Source organism: Amycolatopsis sp. PSD-21 (assembly GCF_055561455.1).
The window spans coordinates 1,670,691-1,691,164 of the sequence record NZ_CM145712.1; the positions used below are offsets into that span (position 1 = coordinate 1,670,691).

The 20,474-nt window shown below is 70.8% G+C and carries 21 protein-coding genes; 8 read left to right on the forward strand and 13 right to left on the reverse strand.

What is annotated here, in order from left to right:
* Positions 1 to 4: 4 nt before the first annotated feature.
* Positions 5 to 271 carry a hypothetical protein gene (locus ACZ1DY_RS08240; RefSeq protein ID WP_126737688.1) on the reverse strand — a complete coding sequence of 89 codons (267 nt, stop codon included), beginning with the start codon at positions 269 to 271 and terminating at the stop codon, positions 5 to 7.
* Between the two features lie 156 nt (positions 272 to 427).
* On the opposite strand from ACZ1DY_RS08240, the gene ACZ1DY_RS08245 reads away from it, so the two are divergent.
* From ACZ1DY_RS08245 to ACZ1DY_RS08255, 3 genes are read left to right on the forward strand one after another with little or no spacing between them, the layout of a single operon-like run.
* Entirely contained in the window at positions 428 to 850 is a 423-nt protein-coding gene (locus ACZ1DY_RS08245; protein WP_257488727.1) for a helix-turn-helix domain-containing protein, read from the forward strand.
* 2 nt (positions 851 to 852) lie between these two features.
* Entirely contained in the window at positions 853 to 1,335 is a 483-nt protein-coding gene (locus tag ACZ1DY_RS08250; RefSeq protein WP_126737690.1) for an ImmA/IrrE family metallo-endopeptidase, read from the forward strand.
* Positions 1,332 to 2,411 (forward strand): MAB_1171c family putative transporter, encoded by a 1,080-nt coding sequence (locus tag ACZ1DY_RS08255; RefSeq protein ID WP_465484055.1) that lies wholly within the window; start codon positions 1,332 to 1,334, stop codon positions 2,409 to 2,411. Before ACZ1DY_RS08250 ends, ACZ1DY_RS08255 begins: the two co-directional genes overlap by 4 nt.
* 3 nt (positions 2,412 to 2,414) lie before the next feature.
* Here the strand turns inward: ACZ1DY_RS08255 and ACZ1DY_RS08260 are convergent, their stop codons facing one another.
* The 3 genes from ACZ1DY_RS08260 to ACZ1DY_RS08270 are packed head-to-tail and all read right to left on the reverse strand — an operon-like array spanning position 2,415 to position 4,757.
* A complete protein-coding gene (locus ACZ1DY_RS08260; RefSeq protein ID WP_257488725.1) occupies positions 2,415 to 3,086 on the reverse strand; it encodes an RlpA-like double-psi beta-barrel domain-containing protein in 672 nt (223 codons plus the stop codon).
* On the reverse strand, positions 3,086 to 4,585 hold the full coding sequence (locus tag ACZ1DY_RS08265) for a glycosyltransferase family 2 protein (protein ID WP_465484056.1): 1,500 nt from the start codon (positions 4,583 to 4,585) through the stop codon (positions 3,086 to 3,088). Before ACZ1DY_RS08265 ends, ACZ1DY_RS08260 begins: the two co-directional genes overlap by 1 nt.
* A gap of 4 nt (positions 4,586 to 4,589) precedes the next feature.
* The gene (locus tag ACZ1DY_RS08270; RefSeq protein ID WP_465484057.1) at positions 4,590 to 4,757 is read right to left on the reverse strand and encodes a hypothetical protein; all 168 of its coding nucleotides are present in this window, start codon (positions 4,755 to 4,757) and stop codon (positions 4,590 to 4,592) included.
* Between the two features lie 301 nt (positions 4,758 to 5,058).
* Between ACZ1DY_RS08270 and wecB the strand changes: the two genes are divergently transcribed.
* Both wecB and ACZ1DY_RS08280 read left to right on the forward strand, forming a co-directional pair.
* Positions 5,059 to 6,216, forward strand: a complete 1,158-nt coding sequence (gene wecB / locus ACZ1DY_RS08275) for a non-hydrolyzing UDP-N-acetylglucosamine 2-epimerase (RefSeq protein ID WP_465484058.1) — start codon at positions 5,059 to 5,061, stop codon at positions 6,214 to 6,216.
* Entirely contained in the window at positions 6,213 to 7,940 is a 1,728-nt protein-coding gene (locus tag ACZ1DY_RS08280) for a DUF2334 domain-containing protein (protein ID WP_465484059.1), read from the forward strand. Before wecB ends, ACZ1DY_RS08280 begins: the two co-directional genes overlap by 4 nt.
* 40 nt (positions 7,941 to 7,980) lie before the next feature.
* Here ACZ1DY_RS08280 and ACZ1DY_RS08285 read toward each other — a convergent pair whose 3' ends face one another.
* Both ACZ1DY_RS08285 and ACZ1DY_RS08290 read right to left on the reverse strand, forming a co-directional pair.
* Complete coding sequence (locus tag ACZ1DY_RS08285) at positions 7,981 to 9,702, reverse strand: tetratricopeptide repeat protein (RefSeq protein ID WP_465484060.1); 1,722 nt, start codon at positions 9,700 to 9,702, stop codon at positions 7,981 to 7,983.
* Complete coding sequence (locus ACZ1DY_RS08290; RefSeq protein WP_465484061.1) at positions 9,699 to 10,889, reverse strand: ATP-binding protein; 1,191 nt, start codon at positions 10,887 to 10,889, stop codon at positions 9,699 to 9,701. Before ACZ1DY_RS08290 ends, ACZ1DY_RS08285 begins: the two co-directional genes overlap by 4 nt.
* 151 nt (positions 10,890 to 11,040) lie before the next feature.
* Here ACZ1DY_RS08290 and ACZ1DY_RS08295 point away from each other — a divergent pair, with 151 nt between their 5' ends.
* From ACZ1DY_RS08295 to ACZ1DY_RS08305, 3 genes are all read left to right on the forward strand, one after another.
* Entirely contained in the window at positions 11,041 to 12,105 is a 1,065-nt protein-coding gene (locus tag ACZ1DY_RS08295; RefSeq protein WP_465484062.1) for a DUF5925 domain-containing protein, read from the forward strand.
* A 52-nt stretch (positions 12,106 to 12,157) separates the two neighbouring features.
* Positions 12,158 to 12,454 (forward strand): hypothetical protein, encoded by a 297-nt coding sequence (locus ACZ1DY_RS08300; protein ID WP_257488716.1) that lies wholly within the window; start codon positions 12,158 to 12,160, stop codon positions 12,452 to 12,454.
* Positions 12,455 to 12,768: 314 nt separating this feature from the next.
* On the forward strand, positions 12,769 to 13,875 hold the full coding sequence (locus ACZ1DY_RS08305) for a hypothetical protein (RefSeq protein WP_465484063.1): 1,107 nt from the start codon (positions 12,769 to 12,771) through the stop codon (positions 13,873 to 13,875).
* 63 nt (positions 13,876 to 13,938) lie between these two features.
* Here ACZ1DY_RS08305 and ACZ1DY_RS08310 read toward each other — a convergent pair whose 3' ends face one another.
* From ACZ1DY_RS08310 to ACZ1DY_RS08340, 7 genes are all read right to left on the reverse strand, one after another.
* Complete coding sequence (locus ACZ1DY_RS08310; RefSeq protein ID WP_126737700.1) at positions 13,939 to 14,307, reverse strand: YciI family protein; 369 nt, start codon at positions 14,305 to 14,307, stop codon at positions 13,939 to 13,941.
* 108 nt (positions 14,308 to 14,415) lie between these two features.
* Positions 14,416 to 17,127: a helix-turn-helix transcriptional regulator gene (locus ACZ1DY_RS08315; protein ID WP_465484064.1), complete on the reverse strand. Its 2,712-nt coding sequence runs from the start codon at positions 17,125 to 17,127 to the stop codon at positions 14,416 to 14,418.
* A 9-nt stretch (positions 17,128 to 17,136) separates the two neighbouring features.
* Positions 17,137 to 17,667, reverse strand: coding sequence for a hypothetical protein (locus ACZ1DY_RS08320; RefSeq protein ID WP_465484065.1), 531 nt, complete (start codon positions 17,665 to 17,667; stop codon positions 17,137 to 17,139).
* Between the two features lie 25 nt (positions 17,668 to 17,692).
* Positions 17,693 to 18,157 carry an SRPBCC family protein gene (locus tag ACZ1DY_RS08325; protein WP_465484066.1) on the reverse strand — a complete coding sequence of 155 codons (465 nt, stop codon included), beginning with the start codon at positions 18,155 to 18,157 and terminating at the stop codon, positions 17,693 to 17,695.
* Entirely contained in the window at positions 18,154 to 18,987 is an 834-nt protein-coding gene (locus ACZ1DY_RS08330; RefSeq protein WP_465484067.1) for a GNAT family N-acetyltransferase, read from the reverse strand. The genes ACZ1DY_RS08325 and ACZ1DY_RS08330 overlap by 4 nt, the downstream gene beginning before the upstream one ends.
* Before the next feature lie 20 nt (positions 18,988 to 19,007).
* Positions 19,008 to 19,598 carry an NADPH-dependent F420 reductase gene (locus tag ACZ1DY_RS08335; protein ID WP_465484068.1) on the reverse strand — a complete coding sequence of 197 codons (591 nt, stop codon included), beginning with the start codon at positions 19,596 to 19,598 and terminating at the stop codon, positions 19,008 to 19,010.
* Positions 19,599 to 19,622: 24 nt separating this feature from the next.
* Positions 19,623 to 20,432: an inositol monophosphatase family protein gene (locus tag ACZ1DY_RS08340; RefSeq protein WP_465484069.1), complete on the reverse strand. Its 810-nt coding sequence runs from the start codon at positions 20,430 to 20,432 to the stop codon at positions 19,623 to 19,625.
* Positions 20,433 to 20,474: the final 42 nt, after the last annotated feature.

A 20,474-nucleotide genomic window follows, 5' to 3' on the forward strand; every position in this document is an offset into this window, starting at 1 on the left:
CCTTTCATCGCTGGCAGTAGAGCTCGACGATCGCGCTGTAGTAGTAGAAGTGCGACCGGACGTCGGACGCGCGGACGTAGCACTGCGAGTCCAGCCAGTTCGTGTTCCGGGCGTACGTCCGGGCGACCTTTTCCGCCGACCCGATGGCGTCCGACGGGCCCGGACCGATGCCGGAGCCGTAGAAGTATCCGGTCTCCACGGCGAGTGCCGGCGTCGCCGACACGGTCATCGCGGCGGCCGCCAGTGCCACCGCGGTCAGCAACTTCCTCATGGGAGCTCCCCCTCCTGGGTCGTCAGCCAGAATCGACTGACTCCCTTCAGTCATTCATCTCAGCTAACGTGGTGACCGTAAGGGACCGCAGGCGTTCATGTCAACTCATGTGAACGCGACCAAGGCTGAGATTCATTTCAGCTTACGGAGGTGAAGATGACCGAACCACGGGCGACCACGCTCACCGACCGGATCGACCGCCTCTTCCAGGTGGTCCGGCGGCCCAACGGCGAGCAGCACAGCCACGAGGAGGTGGCACGGGCCTGCCGCGAGATCACCGGCGAGTCGTTTTCCGCCGCCTACCTCTGGCAGCTGCGGACGGGCCGCCGGGACAATCCGACCAAACGGCACCTCGAAGCGCTCGCGGCGTTCTTCCAGGTGCCGCCCGCGTACTTCTTCGACGACGAACAGGGAAGGGCTCTTGCCGAAGAGGTCGAGTTGCTGGGAGCGTTGCGCAACACCGCGGTGCGCAACCTGGCGTTGCGCGCGGTGACGCTGTCCGAGGAGGGGCTCGGCACCGTGACCGACATCGTCGAGGCGATCAAGCGGCGCGAGGCCATGCGTGACCAGGGGGAGTAGCGATGTTCGGCAGGAAGAGCGCGCTCTGGCGCAGATGTGAGCGGATCGCGGCCACCGTGCGGTTACCGGAACCGTTCGACGTCACCACGTTGTTCGGCGAGGTCGCGGCGATGCGCGGGCGGCCCATCGAACTGGTGGCGCTCGAGGCGCGGCCGGGGGCGCCGTGCGGGGTGCTCGCGGCCACCGACCGGGCGGACTACGTGTTCTACACGCGGGACACGTCTCCGTTGCACCAGCGGCACATCCTGCTGCACGAACTCGGCCATCTGCTGTGCGGGCACGTCGAAGGCGAGGTGCGGCCGGAGGCGATCGCCGCGATGGTCGCGCCCTCGCTTTCGGCCGACCTGGTCCGCCGGGTCCTTGGCCGCACCACGTACGCGCAGGAGCAGGAGAAGGAGGCCGAACTCGTCGCATCGCTGCTCATGCGCCGAGCCGTGAGCGCCGCGCCGGAATCCGACCGGCTGCGCCACGCCCTCGGTTCATGATCAGCTATCTGTCCGCCGCGCTGCTGGCGGCGATCGGCCTCGCCCGGCTGATGACGGTTCGCGCCGGGCCGAGGCATCTGGCCACGTTCTTCCTCAGCATGGCGGCGGGCCTCGCCCTCTCCGCCGACGCCACGGTCCGGTTCCTCGGCGACGACCTGCTCCCGCGGCTGGTCACCAACGCGCTGCAACTGCTCGCGATGCGCGCGCTCGTCCAGCTGGTCCGCAGCACCCGGTCACCGGAGAAGCCGACGCCGTTCTGGCGCATCCTGCTGTGCTGGGCGCTGATGGTCCTGTGCTACCTGGACATCGCCCCGCATCGGCTGGAGGTGGGCACGCCCGCGTTCCAGTGGCGGTGGAGCGTCGTCGTCTACCAGGTCGTCCTCACGACGTACGGGGTGGCCTGCCTGGTGATGTTCACGCGCACGCTGGCCCGCAGTGCCAAGGTCCGTCCACAAGGGACATTCCGGACCGGGCTGCGGATCCTGGTCTGCGCCGCCGTCGCGACCATCGTGTGGGTGCTGTTCTCCGGGCTTCCCTCACTGTGGCTGGAGATCACGGACCTCGCGGACCTCGACTTCCTGCCGCGTGCCCGCCTGGTCGGCCTCTGCGCGATGGTGCTGTGGGTCGCCGGCGGATTGTTCACCACCTGGGACGGCGCGCTCCGGCTGGTGCGCGCGTGGCGCGGGATCCGGGCGGTGACGCCGTTGTGGAAGGAACTCGTCGCCGCCCATCCGCAGATCGCGCTGCCCGTCCGCCACGACCTCGAATTCACCTTGTACCGCAGGGTGATCGAGATCCGTGACGGTCTCCTCGCCGTGCGGGCACACGTTCCGCCGCAGCTCGGGGACTGGCTGCGCACCCCGGTCGACGGACCCACGCGCGCCGCCGCCGAACTCGCGGCGGCGCTGGTGATGCGGGAAGCGGGCCGCAGCTGGCCGAACCACCCGGCGGGTCCGCAACCCAGCGTGCGGGACGAAAGCGCCTGGCTGAGCGCCATGTCGTCCGCGTTCGCGAAGTCCCGTGTCGTGCGGGAGGTACGCGAACGCGCGCTGGCGGAGGCCGGGCGCCTGTCCTGACGGTCAGGGCTTCCCGAGCTCCAGCGTGGCGTTGTGCAGCGACGAGTACATCGGGTCGGAGGTGAAATCCGGCCGGGTCTCCTCGCCGAGGTAGACGTCGATGTGCCGGTCGCCGCCGAGGCCGGGGGTGAACTCGTCCATGATCCGCCAGGAGGCGGAACGCAGCTTGTCGCAGACGGCCGCGTCGATCGCCGAGCCGTCCTCCGCGGTGCCGCAGCCGGTGATCCGCAGTTCGCGGCCGGCGCCGAGGACGTTCGGGTCCGCGGCGGCGGAGACGAACGGCTCCAGCGGACGGCCGTGGCTGTCACGGGGCGCGTTGTCCAGCCAGAAACCGGTGTCGTGCGACCAGTTCAGGTAGCGGCCGGCGTGCCGCCCGCTGACGATGCGGCCGGTCCCTTCGGCTTCGACGGCCTGCACGAAACCTTCGGGGTAGCGCCCCAGAGGGTCGTCACCGCGTTCGCAGTCGATCACCAGGCAGCCGGTGACCGGCACGGGATCGTCGTCGTAGTGCGCTTCGACGGCGGTGTAGTACACGGTCACGTACCACCCGGCGGACGACTCCTTCCCGGCGTCGCCGCGGTCGATGGTGGAGGCCGCGGCGAGGGCCAGCACGACGGCCGCGAGGACGAGAACGAGCCTGTTCCGTTTCGGGCCGCGCCGGTGCCGGCTTGCCATCACACTCGCTCCAGTCGCTGGGTCGGTTCGGCTTCGGCCAGCGGATGCGGCACCGGCCGGGTCGGTTCGGCGGCGGCCAGGACCCCCGGGGGAATCGGCTGCGTGACACTGGGATCGAGCGTCGCCGGCGGGGTGGCCGGGCGCGGCGCGGGCGCGGGGACCGGGACAGGCAACGGCAACGGCATCGACGGCATCGGTATCGGCGGCGCGGCCTGGCCGTCTTCGGCGAGCCGTTCGGTCTTGGCCCAGCCGTTGCGCCCGGACAGGAGCCGGAACAGCGCACGCCACGTCGCGATGATGCCCAGCGCCAGGAACCACGGGTAGAGCAGCCCGGCGAACAGGCAGCGGAAGATGTTCTCGTCGCGGAGCCGGATCCAGTAGACCAGCCCCCAGAGCAGGCTCGGCAGCATGGCCAGCCCCACCAGCATCGCGGCCGACGTCGGCAGAGTGTCCACTGTGGCCACCAGTCCGCCGAGGGTGCTTCCGGTGGCCAGCGCCACCGCGGAGGCCGCGACCAGCCCGACCAGCAGCAGCGACATGGGCACGGTCAGCCAGGGCGAGAGCAGGTAGATCAGGAAGTCGGCGAGGCCGACGCCGCTGACGAACCTCGACGTGGTCAGCCTGCGAAGATGCCGGAAGCATTGCAGATTCCCTTGCGCCCACCGGGTTCGCTGGCGCAGCAACCGTTTCACGTCGGTCAACCCCTGCTGGGTGACCCACGCGGATTTCGTGTAGCGCACGCGGATGCCGTCCAGGTGCAGCCGCAGGCCGAGTTCCAGGTCCTCGACCAGGCAGGCCGACCACGGGCCGGGGTGGAACCTGGCGAGGACGGACAGCCGGGTGAACTGGCCGTTGCCGCCAAGGCCGACACTGCCGACCAGGTCACGCAACGACTGCGCGGAGTCCGCGATGGCGCCGAATTCCAGATCCTGGAGCAGCGCCAGCGTTTTGTGCCGGTTGTGGATGCGCACGCGGCATTGCACGGCACCGACCGACTTCTCCGCCATCAGCTCGGCGATCTCGTCGAGCATCCCGTCGCTGCAGCGGCCGTCGCCGTCCACGATCCCGACGATCGTCTGCTCGATCGTGCCTTCCCGGCGCGCGATTTCGAGGATGTAGCGGTACGCCGTGTTGAGGCCCTCGCCCTTGCCCTGCCGGGCCATCGGGAGCTCGCGGCGCAGCACGTGCAGCCGCGGATCCCTGATACCGGCCAGGATCCGCGGCGTCGCGTCGTCGGAGGCGTCGTCCACGACGACGACCCGGACCGGCGTGTACCGGGTACCGGTGGCCAGCGCGTTGCGCACCGTGTTCGCGATGACGCGTTCTTCGTTCAGTGCCGGGATGACGATCCAGAACGGCACCGGATCCGGCGTCCGGCGCACACTGCGTGGTCGTTGCGGCGACCGCCAGGCGAACACCGCCAGGACGAGGTTCTGCAGCGGCCACCAGATCAGGACGCCGACCATGATGGTGGCGATGACGGACAGACTGGTCTCCATTTCGCTACTGCCCCCTTTCCGGCGCGGGCGCGATTCGGACGAGAATCGAGCGAATGGCGAAAAGCAACAGAATGAACGCGGCGAGTGACAGCGGCAGCCAAATCCCGGCGCTCGCGGTGAGCCCCATGGTCGCCGTCGCGCCGACCGCCGGTCCGATCCGGATCACAGACATGTTCTCCCCCAAGAGCTAGAAGTGCTCAAATCCTTGTGTGCGAAGGATTGCGCGTGATGCGTCCGGGCCCCCCGGCCGGTCTCGCATCGTCGAGTACGACGTGAGGAGCCGCGTCCCGGTTCCCTCGATCGGGTGAGGTAATTCGACGGGAACCGGACAGAACCACTCTGCGTCGCACCGGGCACAGCGCCCCGCACAAAGGATCTTGCGAAGTGCGCGGAGTCGCCGAAAACAATATTCGAACCTTGGGGGAGTAATGGTTTGGAATGAACAAGGAACCCGGCCGCGGGTGTGGCTCGTGATGGGGACCCGGCCGGAGGCGATCAAACTGGCGCCGGTCGCGGAGGCGATCGAACTGGCGGGCCGGATGGAGCCGGTGCTGGTCGCCACCGGGCAGCATCCGACGATGGTCGATCAGGCGCTGGAGACCTTCGGGGCCCGCGCGGACGTCACGTTGCCGCTGCACCGCCGCGACGGTGGCCAGCCCGAACTGCTCGGCCAGATGCTGACCGGCCTGGACGAGCTGGCCGAACGCGAACCGCCCGCGGTCGTGGTGGTCCAGGGGGACACCACGACCACGCTGGCAGGCACGCTCGCCGCGTTCTGGCGCCGGATCCCGGTGGTACATCTGGAAGCGGGCCTGCGCTCGTTCGATCTGGCCGCGCCCTTCCCGGAAGAGCTGAACCGGCGGCTGGTCACTCAGGCCGCGTCCCTGCACCTGCCGCCGACCCCGGCCGCGGCGGAGAACCTGTCGCGTGAACTCGTCGCCGCGGAGCGGATCCTGGTCACCGGCAACACCTCGGTGGACGCGATCCGCGCCATCGCCGACCGCGGGGCGGTGGACTACCGCGACGAACGGGTCGCCGCCGCCGTGGAGGCGGCCACCCGTGGTGAGCCGCTGGTGCTGGTGACCGCGCACCGCCGCGAATCCTGGGGCGAGCCCCTGCGTCAGGTGCTGCGCGCGGTCGCCGAACTGGTCGCCCGGCATCCCGGTGTACGCGTGGTCCTGCCCGCGCATCCGAATCCGGCCGTCCGCGAACTGGTCGGCGCCGAACTGGGCGGCGTGTCTCGCGTGGTGGTCACCGAGCCGCTGCGCTACGACGAACTCGCCGGCGCGCTCGCGGCGGCCACACTCGTCCTGTCCGATTCCGGCGGGATCCAAGAGGAGGCGCCGACCTTCGGCGTGCCGGTGCTGGTGTTGCGAGAGGTCACCGAGCGGATGGAGGCCGTGCACGCGGGCTGTGCCCGGTTGGTCGGCACCGACCGCGAGCTGATCGTGCGGACGGCGTCGGAACTCCTCACCGACCCGCGGGCCCGGGCGGCCATGATGAGCAACGGCAACCCGTTCGGCGACGGAAAGGCCGCGTCGCGCACCGAGCTCGCGCTGGCGCGGTTGCTCGGCCTGACCGCCGAGCCGGTGGAGGAATTCGCCGCGCTGCCGGGAGGTGTGCTGGTATGACCGGGAAACGGAAGGGACACCGGCGCCGCCGGACACCCGCCGGGCTGAGGTTCGCGGCGCTGGCCGTCGTCGTCGCGACCGGGCTCGTGACGCTGGTCGTGTACACGCGCCCGGCCAGCGCGATCCTCGCGTCGCCGGCGGCCGCCCCGGTCTCCCTCGGCGACCGGCTGGCGCTGGGCAGCGAGGTCGGCAGCCCCGGGCCTGGCGGGAACCGCGCCCACCGCACGCTCGTGGTCTACGACGCGGGTGAGCGGGACGCGCCGAACCCGCCCGCCGCCGCGGACGAGGCCGGAATGGCCGAGGCGCACGCGATGCAGACCGCGAACCTGGTCTCGCGGGCGGGCAGCTGGACGATGCGCGCCGCGGCCGATTACCGGGCGGGCGAGATCGGCGGATACCAGGCGCTGGTCTACGTCGGCTCGATCAGCGAGGCCGCGCTGCCCGCCGCGCTGCTCGCGGACGTGGCCGCCGCGAAGGTGCCGGTCGTCTGGATGGGCGAGAACATCCATCGCCTGGCGGAACACGACCCCGGTATCACCGCGCGCTGGGGATGGACGCCGGTCGGCCGCACCCCGACCTCGCCGACCGAGGTCCGCTACAAGAACGTTCCGCTGGAACGCAATCCCGAGATCGGCTCGATTCCGTTGGTGCGGCGGGAAAACCCCGCGGTCAACGAAGTGCTCGCGGAGAGCGGGACGGGCGGTGAACCCACGCCGTGGGCGGTGCGTTCCGGGACCTTCACCTACCTCGCGGAGGCGCCGTTCTCCTACGTCAACGAGGGGGACCGGTACCTCGCCGCCGCCGACATCCTGCTCGGCACCCTCGCTCCGAAGACCGAGGAACGGCACCGCGCGCTCGTGCGGATCGAGGACATCGGGCCGCGTACCGACCCCGGCCAGATCCGCCGGATCGCGGATCTGCTCGGTGGGCAAGGGATTCCGTTCTCACTCGCGGTCTACCCGTACTACGCGGACCCGCACGGCGTCGCGAACGGCGGCAGGCCGACCTTCGCCCGGCTCGTGGACAGCCCGGCCCTGGTCGACGCGCTGCACCACGCGATCCGGCGTGGCGCGACGATGATCATGCACGGCTACAGCCACCAGTTCGAGGAGCTGGCGAACCCCTACGGCGGGGCGAGCTCCGCGGATTACGAGTTCTACACGGCCATCGTGGACGAGAACAACCACGTCGTGGAGACCGGGCCGGTGCCCGGCGATTCCGCGGAATGGTTCCGCGGGCGGATCGCCACCGGGCTCGGCGAGTTCCGCCGGGTCGGGCTGCCGGAGCCGGAAGTGTTCGAGTTCCCGCATTACGGCGGTTCCGCGGTGGACTACAAAGAGGTCAGTTCGCATTTCGCGGCGCGCTACGACCAGGGCAGCTACTTCGCGGGATACTGCCCGCGCGGCGCCTGCGGTTCCACCTCGACCGTGTCGTACCAGACCAAGTACGGTCAGTACTTCCCTTACCCGGTAAGGGATGTCTACGGCGCGGTGGTGATCCCCGAGAACCTGGACCACGTCGCACCGGAGCCGTTCAACCAGCATCCGGCCCGCCTGCCCGCGGACCTGCTCGCCGACGGCGCGAAGTCCAAAGTGGTCCGGGACAACGTGGCGAGCTTCTTCTTCCACCCGTTCCTGCCGCTGGAGCACCTGAGCACGGTCGTACTCGGCCTGCGGGCGCAGGGATACGAGTTCACCACCGCCAGCGAGGTCGCCCGCGGTTGAGCGTCCGGCCGGCGCCTCCGATCAGGGCGCCGGCCGCCGCTCAGGCACCGGTGACGTGGATGTGGGCGATACTCCCGTCCGCCCAGCGGAAGCCGAGCCGGTGCCCGGCGAAGTCGTAGACGACCGTGGCTTCGCCGTTGGCACGGTTCACCCAGCTGTTCTGCGGAACGGCCCCGTGCGCCCGCACGTAGGCGTCGACGGACCCACGATGCCCGCCGAGGTCGAGCCCGGAGATCAGCCGGTCCGCGGCCGGGCAGACCGCGACGTCGACACCGATCCTCGTCACCAGCCCCTCGAGCGCCTCGAGGTAGACGCCGTCGACGCTCGGCTCGTCGGGGACCAGCTCGCTCCGCCGGACGGTCAAGCCTGGGAAGAGCTCCCGCAGTTCCGCGCACGCCGGGGAATCCTCGGGCCTGCCCAGTGCGGCGCACATCGTCTCGATGACACCGGTCAGCGGCGTCCCGGGAGCGGGAAGCGGATCGTCCGTGGGTTCCTCGGTCTTCAGCGGTGCCGGCCGCGGGTCCCGGCCGCCGAAGCCCGCCACCCGGTCCCAGATCCAGTCCGCCATCGAGTCGGCGACGGGCTCGTCGGGCCGTCCCGCCCGGCGTTTCACCAGCTTTCCGAACGCGACGGCGACCAGGTAGGTCCCGGCGTCGTCGGTCATCACCTGGTCCCAGACCTCCTTCTCCGGCCAATCGGGGTGCGCCGCCTGGTCTGCCTCGATCTCGGCGTTCATGGCGAGGATCTCGGCCGCCGACATCAGGCGGAACGACTCGGTCCAGCCCCAGGTGGCACCGGAGCCGGGCGGCTGGCCGTCGTGCCAGGTGAGCAGCTCCTTCGCGACCATGGAGCCGACCCTTTCGTCGCCGTCGGCCAGATCGCCCGCCGTGGCTCCCGGCCGCAGGCTGTCGCGCAGCTCGGCGGGCATCACCGCGTCCAGCGCGGCCAGTGCGGAGTCCAGGTCGATGCCGAGCTTCAGGTCGCGGATCTGCTGCCACGCCATCTCGAGCGCGCCGGTGCCTTGGATATCCGCCAGGGTGATGTCGTCGCCGCGCGCCTTTTCGACGATCCGCAGCATCGTCCGGGCGGTATCCACCAGTGTCTGCAACAGGTCGTCGGTCGGATCCGTACGCAGCAGCCGAAGACCGAGTTGTTCGGCGTCGTCGAACCGGTACTGCGCCAGGTACGCGTAGCCGAGCAACATGGCGACCCACGAGTCCGCCGCGTTGGCCCGGATGGCCTCCTCGGCCGCGGGAACGAACCGTTCGGGTGGCGCGCAGCTCGCCAGCAGGTACTCCGCGCGTTTCGCCAGCGCTTTGGGGAGGTCGTCCGGCGCCGTCCGCGCGCACAGCTCCACCGCCTCGTCGAGTTGCCGCCACCCGGCCTCGTGCAGCCCGGAACGCGCCTGGGTGTTGCCCAGTTGCATGCGATCGTCCCAGTCCTCGTGGTTCCGGCCCAGCACGGTGCGCGCCCAGCGCAGCGCCTCGTCGTGGTTGTTCTCCGCCGTTTCCAGATGCCGGAGCGCACGAGCCGCCCAGATGAACTGGCTGTCGTGGCGACCGGCCACCCGGAGATAGAGGCGCCGCGCCTCGTCCGCGTCGCCCAGCGACTCACGGTGATAGGCGAGCACCATCGACGCGCTGCTCCGCTCCGGCTGGGCCGCGAGCACCCGCGCCGCCAGCTCGGCGACCCGGGGATGCGTCGGCTGCGCTTCGAGGAGTTCCCAGGCCAGGTCGAGGTCCCGCTCGACGGTGTCGCTCATCGCATGCCCCGCCTGACCCGGTACGCCCGGAGCTGGTCGAAGGTGCCGTCGTCGACGCCGTATTCCAGGACCGGTGCCACCTGGTCGAACCAGGACGTCGTGGACGGGACGATGTCGCCCACCGCGGCCAGCAGCGCGTCGGTGGTGACCGGCACCAGCTCGTTCCTGTTCATCGATTCGATCATCGCCTTCTGCAGCACGGTGGTCGTCAAGTGGCTGAGGTCGGCGCCGGAGAACCCCTCGGTCGCCGCCGCGACGGCCACGGCGTCGACGTCCGCGGCGGGTTTGCCAGCAAGGGCACCCTGGACGATCGCCGCCCTGGCGACCGCGTCGGGCGGCAGCACCAGCACGGTCTTGTCGATCCGGCCCGGACGGCGCAGCGCGGAGTCGATGTCCCACGGCCGGTTCGTCGCGGCCAGGAAGTAGACGCCGTCGTTCGTGCCCGCCATGCCGTCGAGCTCCTCCAGGAGCTGGGTGACGAGCATCCGCATCGCGTGCGAACCGCCGCCGCCGGAGGTACGCCGTCCACCGAGCGCGTCGAACTCGTCGAAGAAGATCACGCACGGTGTCGCCGCACGGGCGTGGCGGAACACGCTCTGGATAGCCTTCTCGCTCTCCCCGATCCACTTGCTGAGCAGGTCCGCGAGGGTCACGTGGAGGAAGGAGGCGCCGAGATCGCCGGCGATCGCTCTGGCGATGAACGTCTTCCCGCAGCCGGGCGGGCCGTACATCAGCAGCGAACCACCCGGCTTCTGCCCGAACGCGGCCGCCAGCTCAGGGTTGCGCAGCGGAGCGAGGAACGCGGTGTTCAGGTGCTGCTTGACCTCGGCGAGCCCCGCGACGTCGCCCAGCGTCACCTTCGGGCGCTCGGCGTCCCACAGCGACGCCGACACAGCGCCTTCCTGGTGGTCCTCGTCGGCCGGGGCAGGAACCGCCTCGGCGGGCGGCGGGTTCGAGGCGCGCAACCGCGTCGCCATCAGCCGGGCGCGCAGCAGCCGGACCCGCCCCGGATCACCGCCGTGGGCCTCGAACGCCGCCAGTTCGGTGGCGGCGCGTTCCGGCTCCCGCTCCAGCAGAAGCGTGACGAAGTCCTCGCGCAGCGCCAGATTGCCGGGATCGGCTTCCACCTCGCGCGCGATGACCTCGACGAAGCCGTCGTCCGGATCTGCCTTGTCGTCTCTGGTCATGCGGTTCTCTCTCATATGAGCCGTGGCCATGTCCGTCCGGGACAGAAAAGCATCCCTTCGATCGCCGGGGCACCGGGGGTGGTCCCTGTCAGGGGTGAATTGGGGGACGGTCCCTGATGTGCGCCTGCCTCGCCGGATGGATCGTGGCGTGGTGACAGCAAGGACAACGGAAACACCCCAGCCCGTACCGATCGAAACGCTCGACCGTGCGATGTTCTTCGGCGGCAACGCGCCGATGGAAGGCGTGCTGAATTCGCTGGCGATGGAGCCTTTCATCACCGGTGCGCAGCCGCACTCACGAGCCGCCGAAATCACCGAGGTCTCCCCGGAGGCGACGCTGCTGCCGCCGGGAGTCGACGCGGATCTGACGTATGAACTGGACGGGCGGCACTCGCACCTCGCCTTCGGACCTGATTGGACACTCGTCGCGTTGCGGAGACGTGCCGGCGCCGCGACCGTATGCGTGTCCGCCACCTCCGGCGACCTGGCGGACGAGGTGCTCGCGGCCGCTGTCCGGACCGCACGGACCGGGACGCCGGGGGAGTCGGCCGTACCGGTCGGTTTCTGGCACGTGCAGGGCTGCGGTGGCGCCGGGGTTCGTGCGCCCAGGACGATGGATCTGCCGCCGTGGCAGGAGATCCGCGGCAACTACCCGCGCTCGGCGGTGACCGCGCTAGACACGCTCATGACGGTGCGGCCGCAGGACGTCACCGGCAGGCTGGTGCTCCTGCACGGCCCCGCGGGCACCGGCAAGACGACCGCCGTGCGCGCGCTCGCGCACGAATGGCGGGATTGGTGCCAGGTCGACAACGTCCTCGACCCCGAGGTCCTGTTCGCCGATCCGGGTTACCTGACGTCGGTGGTGCTCGGCGAGGAGCGGGCGGACAAGCGGAAATGGCGGCTGCTCATCCTCGAAGACTGTGACGAACTGGTCGGCGCGGACGCGAAACGCGACTCCGGGCAGGCACTGTCCCGTTTGCTCAACCTGACGGACGGATTGCTCGGTCAAGGCCTGGACATCCTCGTCTGCCTGACCACCAACGAGAACGTCGCGCGGTTGCACCCCGCGGTGGTCCGGCCGGGCCGTTGTCTCGCGGAGATCGAGATCCCCCGGCTGCCGAAGGACGAGGCGGTCACCTGGCTGGGCGCGGGGGCGGGGATCGGCGCGGAGGGCGCCACGCTGGCGGAGCTGTACCGCCTGCGGGCCGCGGTTTAGCCGGGTTCGCCGTTCGCCGGATTCCCGGGGGCCGGGCTGTTAGGGTCCGGCCATGCGAGTGTGGTGGTGTGGCCTGGTCATCGGCGCGATCGCGCTGCTCGGCGCTTGCGGCGCGGGCGGGGTGGGGAAGGGGCAGGTGGTGCCCGCGACGACCACGACGACCCCTACGACTCCGACGACAGGCCTCGTGCAGACCACGACGCGGCCGCCGCAGACCCCGGCGACCACCACGACCCGGACGACGCCGGAGACGACGCGCACGACGACGACCCATCGCACCACGACCCACCGCAAGACGACCGCGAAGCGTCCGACGGCCCCGCGCTACACCGCTCCCCGGAGACGCTGACGGCTCATTGAGTCCGTCGATCCATTGAGGACAACTCGGTGGTTGCTTCGGCCGGGCCCGCCTCGTGCCCACGTCGCGAAAGCCACTTTCGGGACATCAGGCGTCGCGAAAGTGGCTTTCGCGACCCCCTTGGGACATCGCCGGGCCCCACGTCGCGATCTACCCCTGCCGACGTGTTGCGAAAGCCACTTTCGCAACGTTGAAGGTTGCGAAAGTGGCTTTCGCAACACGCCACCTTCGCCTTGACGACTGGGTCCCTTGTGGACAGTCGCACCATCCGCCCCATCCAGGACGCCGTCTGCGATCCTTGACGGGTGATGGAGAGCGCGAGGCGCGAGCTGGAGCGGATGCGGGAATCGCCCGATGCCTGGCAGGAAGTGCGCTACGAGCGTGCCAAGGACGGCGACGCGAACGCGGTGCGGCGCGCGAAGGTGTTGTGGGCGCTGCAATACGACCGCCGGCCCGGCGATCTCCCGCTGGTGCGATGGCTGGCACGCCAGGAGGCGGTGTGCCGTCACGAGGCGCCGTTCCAGGGGCTGAGCGAGGAAGCCGAGCTGGCCGGTTTCCTGCTCGCCGAATACCGGCAGGTCGAGGACGTGTGGCTGCACTGGGAGATCAAGGTGGCGAACTTCGACACCTGGTGTGGTTACGACCAGGAACACCTCTTCGCCACGGGAGTCCGGCGCACCATCGCCTTCGTCCGCGACAGCGGGCATGCCGACCGTGACGCCGTGCTGGAGCGTCTGCTCGACGAGAAGGGCAGGCCCTGCGTTTCCGAAAAGGACCTGACGAAGTGGTCGGAGCGCAAGCGCTCCCGATTCCCCGCCGATCCGGCCGCCGAGGACCAGCTCACCTGGGTCAGGCGCGCCCAGCTGACCGGCGACCGTGAACTGACCCGTCAGGAGCTGGACCGGTGGGCGGCGGGCCGCGAGCGGGACAAGGAGACCCTGGGCCTGCTCCGCCATTACTTGGCCGGCTTGGGGGCGTTCGCGGAGGCGGCGCGGGCGCAGCGCGAGAGCCTGGCGTTCGCCGGAAACGACTGGGACTCGGCGTCGGCTTGGCGGACCCTCGCCGGACTGGAGCGCCAGGCCGGCGACCACCACGCCGCCTGGGAGGCGCTGTGCGAGTGCCGCCGGGCCCTGGACGGCGTGTCCGGGTGGCAGGAGGTGGGGCTGGGCCGGATGTACGTCGAGGAACTGTTCCTGCTGGCCGGTTCCGCGGAGGGCGAGCTCGCCGAGTCGGTGTTCGCCGAGGCGGACCGTCAGGCTCGCGACATACCCGGCCTGTCCTTGGTGGTGCTGCAAAGCGCCGCCGAAGCGGCAGGCAAGGTCGGTGACCGGGCCAGAGCCGCGCACTACCGGAAGCTCCGCGACGCCGAGCGACAGCGCATCGACAACGCAATAGGTCGAGCCGGACGGTGAGGCCGATGTGCCGGCGCGGGTGGACCCACGAATCCGCGCCGGCACATCGGCCTCCGCGCACCGTCAGGCGCCGGGCTCCTCCTGGAGGGCACGCACCTCGACCTTGCTGCGCAGCGCACGCGAGGCCTGCTTGGCCCACTCGATCGCGACGTCGTCGTTCTCGGCCTCGATGATCCAAAACCCGCCGAGGTATTCCTTGGCCTCTACGAACGGGCCGGGGGTCAGCACGGGGCTGTCACCGGAGTAGTCCACCGTCGTCGCGGTCGACGGCGGCTGCAGACCACCGGCGGTCACGAACGCGCCCGCCTCCTCGACGGCGGTGTTGAACGCACCGACCGCGGCCATGATCTCCTGAAGCTCCGCCGGGTCCATGTTCTCCATCGTCGGCTCCTCGGCGGAGTCGTGGGGGAGGCTCAGGAAGTACTTCGTCATTGTCGTCTCCTCGTGGTCTGTGTCTGCCGGAAACGCTATGGGGAGGCACAGCGGTGACGCATCGGTCATCGTGACCCATCTCCGGCGACCGATGACCGGCGCAAGCCGTCAGACCAGGCCGGCCAGCCCGGCGCGGCCGGTGACGCCGAGTTTCGGGTACGCCTTGTAGAGGTGGTGGCCGACGGTCCGCGGGCTGAGGAAGAGCTGCGCGGCGATCTCCTTGTTCGTGTGACCGGTGGCGGCCAGCCGTACGACCTGCAGCTCCTGCGGGGTCAACAGGGTGAGCGGGCCACTGCGCCGGGGCTCGTCGCCCCGCTCGCCGAAGGCGGCCAGCTCGCCGCGGGCACGCTCGGCCCAGAGCTCCGCGCCGAGGTCCTCGAACGCGGACACCGCCGCCGCGAGATGGGCGCGGGCCTCGGTGCGGCGGCGCTGGCGGCGCAGCCACTCGCCGTAGACCAGCTGGGTCCGGGCACGCTCGTAGGGGCCGCCGTGCAGCTCCTGAAGCCTTAGCGCCTCCGTGTACAGCGCCTCGGCGTCATCGGCCAGCAGTGCCCGGCAACGCAGGGCGAGCGCGGTGGCGACCGGACGGTCGACGTGCTCGGCCCAGTGCCGGAGGGTGGCCAGTGGTTCGCGGGCGCGATCCGGCTCGCCGCAGCGCACGGCGGCCTCGACCAGATCCGGCACCGCCCGCATCAGGAGGTCACGGCTCGCGGGTCCCTGGTGCACCTTCTCGAGCCGGTCGATCGCTTCCTTGAACCGCCTGGCGGAAAGGTCGAGCATGCCGAGACCCCAGTCCGCGATCTCGGCGTTGACCCGGTGCCGGGCCCGGGCCCGGGGGAGCACCTCCTCGGCGAGAGCCCGGCAGCGTGGCTCGTCACCCGAGACGGCGTGGAGCCACACCTCCAGCGACCGGTGTGCCAGGCGTTCGGTCGTGTTCCCGAGTTCGGCGGCCACGGACGCGCCTTCCGCCACGCACGCGCGGGCGTCCGCGAACTCACCGCGGAACATCCGCGCCACCGCGAGTACGTTCAGGGTGTACGGGATCCAGCCCAGCGCCCCGGTGGCCCGCACCTGGGCCAGCATGTCCTCGGTACCGGCGGCGACGCCGTCGTCGTCCGCGATCAGGAGCCCGCCGAACCCGGCCGTGACGCGATGCATCAGGTCGTTCCCGCCGCCGCTCGTGGTGGTGTAGAGCTCGCGCATCGGCCCGACGGCCTGCTCCGGGCGTCCGGCGAAGAGCTCAGCCCAACCGAAAAGGGCGGTGACGACCGGTGCCCAGTGCTCCGGCGGGGCGAACCCGCGCATCAGGTCGACCACACGCCGCAGCAGGTCGTGCGCCGCTCCGTGCCGTGCGGCGTGCACGGCCTCGAAGAAGTTGAGCGCGGCGCGCTCCGGGTCGGTGTCGCGCACCAGCTCCGCGGCCCCGATCGCCAGCTCCGCATCGGCCCGCGGGGACGTGCGTTCGTACTCCACGGCGCCGCGTGTGTAGATGGCGTCGGCCCGGACCCCGGTGTCGGTGGTGAGCGAGAGCGCTTCGGCGGCCAGCCTGGCGGCGCGGTCGGCCTTGCCGGCATCGAACGCGGCCTGGCTGGCCAGGGCGATACGCCGGGCCTTCAGCTCCCGGTCGGCGCTGAGCCTGCCGGCGCGGTCGTAGGCGGCGGACACCGCCATCGCGCCGCCTCGGTGCCAGGCGCGCTCCGCCGCGCCTTCGAGTTCGGCGGCCACCGTCTCGTCGGGGGCCGTGGTGGCGGCGGCGAGGTGCCACGCCCGGCGATCGGCGTCGGCCTCTAGCGCGTCGGCGTACGCGCGATGCACCTCGATCCGCCGGTGCAGCGGCGCGTCCTGGTAGGCGGCCGCCCGGACCAGCGGGTGACGGAACGTGATCCGGCTGTCGATCCGGAGCAGCCGGTCGCGCTCGGCGGGCGCCAGATCGCCGGGGGTGCCACCGAGGGCCTCGATCACGTGCAGGATCGTCGCGAGCGGCGCCGCCGTGTCCGCCGCCGCGGCCAGGAGCGCGCGCTGGGTGGGTTCGGGAAGCTCGACGATCTGGCGGCGGAACGTCTCCTGGACGCGGCGGGTCACCGGCAGTGGGCGCACATGTTCGGCCGGGTCGGGCTCGTCGGCGTCGTGTGCCGCGAGCCGCGACGACCCGAGTTCGATGATCGCCAGGGGATTGCCGACGGACTCCGCGAGGACCCGGGCCCGCACCGGTTCGACGAGTTCCGGCGCGTGGTCGTGCAGCAGCCGGGCGGCATCGGCCGCGGCGAGACCGGACAGATCCACGACCTCGATACCGGCGATTTCGAACGGCGCCGACGTCTCGCGCACCGCGAACAGCATCGCGATCGGGTCGGCCACGAAGCGGCGGGCCGCGAACAGCAGCGCCTCCACCGAACCCTGGTCGAGCCATTGCAGATCGTCGACCACGCACAGCAGCGGGGCGTCCTCGGCCAGATCGGCGAGCAACGACAGGGTGCCGGCGGAGATCAGGAACCGGTTGGCCTCGTCCCCCTCGGCCAGTCCGAAAGCGCACCGCAAGGCCGTGGCCTGGGGAGCAGGCAGGGCGTCCAGCCGATCCAGGTGCGGAAACAGAAGTTGGTGCAGGCCGCCGTACGCCAGCTCGGAGTCGGACTCGACGCCCGCCCCGCGGACCACGCGCATACCCTCGGCTTCGGCGATCGACACGGCCTGGTCGAGCAGGACCGATTTCCCGATACCCGCCGCGCCCCGCAGCGACAGCACCCCGCTACGCGCGTCACGCGCGTTCGTCAGCAGACGCCGGATCCGTGCCAGCTCGACGTCCCTTCCCACCAGCGACATGCGGTCACCCTAGAGGATCCGGATCCGGCCCCACGGTTTGAAGACCGAGAGCACGGTGGCGAAGGTCAGGATGGCCAGGGCGGTGGCGGCGAGGAACGAGACGAACCAGATGTCCCGCAACGGCTGCTCGCCGGTGGAGAGCTCGGTGATGGGGTCGAGGAAGGCCAGCATCATCCCGCAGGCGACGAGGTTGAGGACCAGCTTCACCGCGACCCACCAATAGCGCAGGAGCGCCCATTTGGTCGCCAGGCCCAAGACGAGGCCGGTGATCAGGCAGACCACTCCCGCGGTCAGCGCCGTCAGGAGGACGGGGACGACGAAGAAGTCCGCGAGTGCCTGGTACACGACCGTGCGGTCGTCTCCCGCTCTCGTCCAGCCGATCGCCACCAGGACGACGGCGAGTACGTCGATGCCGATCCATGCGCCCGCCGACACGACATGGGTGACGAGGACGCTCTTGCGCAGCTTGGCCGGAACGCGCCAGCGGACTCGGTTCACCGGCGCCGGCGGGATGGTGCGGGGCGTGATGCGGGTGGTCATGGCCGTCCTTGTCTGCGAAAGGGGTTCATTCGACGGTGCGGGCGAGAATGCCGAGGGTGGCGCGCAACGCGGCCTCGGGCACGATCGGGAAGGGGATCCTGTTGCGGTAGCGCGGATCCATCCCGCTCCAGTCGCAATAGGACCGGACGAGGGTCCCGGTGCCCCGCGGTTCGAGCCGGTAGCCGAAGCGATGCCCGACCGGGCCGGCGGTCAGTGCGGTGAGGACCGTCCATTCGAGCAGGACGTCGGTTTCGTAGCGGGTGATGACCACGGTGACGTCGTACTTGCCGATCGGCGCGTCGCCCAGCGCTTCCCGGTCCATGCGCACGACGAATTCGTCCCCGGCCGCGCGGACGAGGTCACCGGTCGCGGACTGGAGCATGCCGGAGCTGTCGATGGCGACATGGCCCCGCGGATCGGTCAGGAGGGCGAACACCTTCGCGGGTGGCGCCTGAATCCGGCGGGAGGCTTCGACGCGATCGATGCTCATGACGCGTGCCAGTGCCAGTCGAAGCGGTCGTACATCGGCACGAAGCCGGCGCGCAGCAGGTTGTGCAGGGACGGATTGTGCTCACCGGGTCCCTCGGCCCCGGTCTCCGCGACGATCCATCGGCAGCCCTCGGCGGCGGCCGCGCGGAGGCGGGCGGCGAGGAGGGCGGTCTGGGCACCTCGGCCGCGCGCGTCCGGATGGGTGGCGCCCGCGAACATGTGGGCGCATTCGCCGGTGAAGAAGACGCTCCCGACCGCGACGATCCGGTCGCCGGCCCATACCGCGTATTGCCGCCAGTTCTCCTTGCCCACGAAGGAAGCGGCCATCTCGATCAGGTCCGGCGCGGTGAACCCGAAGGTGGTCTGCATGACGGTGGCCCACTCGTGGGCCTGCCGCGGATCGACGACGCCGGCCCGCCAGCCCGCCGGCAGCGCAGGAAGGTCGGCCGTGGCGCGCGCGGTCTCGACGTCGCGGCCGAGCTTGACGAACCGGCCGCCCTCGGTGAGGCCCAGTTCCGCGGCGACGCCCGCCCAATCGGGTGGCAGCAGCTGCGGCGCGATCATGAGCGATCCCCGCGCCACACCCTGTTCCCGGTAGAAGTCGCAGACGGGGAGCAGGTCGTCAACGGTGATGGGGCGAGCGGTGCCGAAACCCGCCCGGGCGAAGAAACAGCTTGGGTCTTCACGAATGGCCATCGCCCGCGCAGGACCGGTGCGCAACACGCCAAGCCCCAGCGCGTCCTGAAGCGGCGCCGGGGCGCTCGTGGCGAAGTCGAGGTAGGCCGTGATCTCGGTCAGCTCGGCGACATCGGCGGGGACGGTGGTCGTCATGGGTGGTTCCTGTCCTCGGGTCATCGGGCGATGGAAACGGCGAAGGGGGTGAAACCGTTGCGGCGCAAGACATGCGGAACGACGAGGATCATGGCTTCGGTCGCGCGGGCGGTGGTGACGTCGCCGAGGTCTTCGATCCAGCCGGGATCCCAGCCGAGGTCGCCGAGGAGCCCGGCGACGGTTTTCTTGGCCTGCTCGTCGTTTCCGGACAGGTAGGCGGTGGGCGGGGTGCTCAGCGCGCCGGGGGCGGTCATGACCGGGAACAGCATGGTGTTGAGGGTTTTGACGACGTGGGTGCCGGGCAGGGCGGCCTGGAGCTGTTCGGCCAGGCTGCCGCCGGGGTAGCACAGGTCACCGGGCAGGCCGTCGGCCGCGTCGACGGTGGCGTTGGAGACGTCGACGAGGATCTTGCCCGCGAGTTCGGCTCGCAGGGCGGTGAGCCGCTCCAGCGTGCTGTCGCCGGGCGTCGCGTTGATGACGACGTCCGCGCCGTGGGCGGTGGTGGCGTGGTTCCCGCGACGGCCGAGGGTCACGTGGTGACCCGCCGCGGTCAGCGCGCGGGCGAGGTTGGTGCCGACGCGGCCGTCGCCGAGGATGCCGATGGTGGTCATGTCGTGGTGCTCCTCGCGGATCGGTCAGATCGGGGAAAGGACGTCGAGCGCGGTGGCATGCACACCAGGGGCCGCGGCGAGGAAGTCGCGGCTGGCCGCGCTCCACGGTTCGCCGTCCAGGTCGGTGACGGTGCCCCCGGCCTCGGTGACCAGGAGGGCGCCGGCGACGAGACCGGAGCGGACGTCGGAGAACTGCCAGAAGGCGTCCATCCGGCCGGCGGCGACGTGGATGAGCTGCAGCGTGGCCGGTACGGACACGCGGACGACGAGGCCGGCGGTGAGCATGGCGGTGACCGATTCGCCGATCCGGCGGAATGTGTCGACGGTTTCGCCGGGCCGGGCCTGTCCCGTGCCGATCAGCGCTGCACCCAGGTCGCTCTTGGCCGACACGGTCAAAGGACGGCCGTCGAGGTGCGCGCCGCCGCCGGCGGTGGCGGTGTAGGTCTCCCCGGTCAGCGGGAGGTGCACGACCGTGAGGACGGGCCGGTTGTCGCGGACCAAGGTGGCGGTGACGGCCCAGTCCGGCATGCCGTGGACGTGGTTGATGTTGCCCTCGGCCGGATCGACGACCCACCACTCGCCCGGCGGGAGCGCCCCGCCCGCCAGCTCGTCCTCCGCCCACTGTGACCCCGGCCTCGCCGCCAGCAGCGGCTCGCGCATGACGGCGAGGACCGCCTCGTCGTTCGAGTAGATCTCGCCGACCACCTCGGCCAGGCTCACGCCCCGGGCATGGGTCGTGTAGCGGTCGCGCAAGGTGATCCCGGCGTCCTTCACCGCTGCGGTCACCGCGGACAGGAGCCTCGCGTCGAGGTCGGCGGGCATGACTGTGCTCATGGCGTTCTCCTTGGGATTCGGGCTTTTTCTGCCCCGTGAGCC